General features: G+C 65.1%; 1 pseudogene. It reads right to left on the bottom strand.

Going from position 1 to position 393, the window contains the following annotated elements:
• Positions 1 to 363 (bottom strand): annotated as a pseudogene (locus EN781_RS33925) (glucan 1,4-alpha-glucosidase); the annotation flags it as partial.
• Positions 364 to 393 lie beyond the last annotated feature (30 nt).

Consider the following 393-nt stretch of genomic DNA (forward strand, 5'->3'; position numbering starts at 1 on the left):
CAGCTCCTGCAGCAGGACAGGGCGTTTCGGATCCGTAATGATCCTTTTACCGATCCTGTACGCCCCATCGGTCGCGGTGTTGGTCAGCCGGTAGGCGGGCACGCCGGCATCGACCGTCGAGACCTCATGCGCGGCATCGCGCTTCTCTTCGGAGAAATAGCCGCCGGGGCCGGTGACGATCAGTTCCATGTCGCGCGTGCAGGCGCTGTCGAGGCGCGGATGGTAGATCTCGTTGAGGATGCCGTGGCTGAGCGTGAACCAGAGGGGGCTGACCTCAGAAAGCGCAGTGCCAACGCCGCTCTTGGCGCTTGACGTCCAGCGCGCCGGTATCCCCGGGGCGCCCTGAGCAACGGTCGCTGCCATGCATTGGCCTCCTGCTGCCGTTCCTAGACC

Origin of the sequence: Mesorhizobium sp. M4A.F.Ca.ET.090.04.2.1 (assembly GCF_003999085.1) — a bacterium.
Classification (GTDB): Bacteria; Pseudomonadota; Alphaproteobacteria; order Rhizobiales; family Rhizobiaceae; genus Mesorhizobium.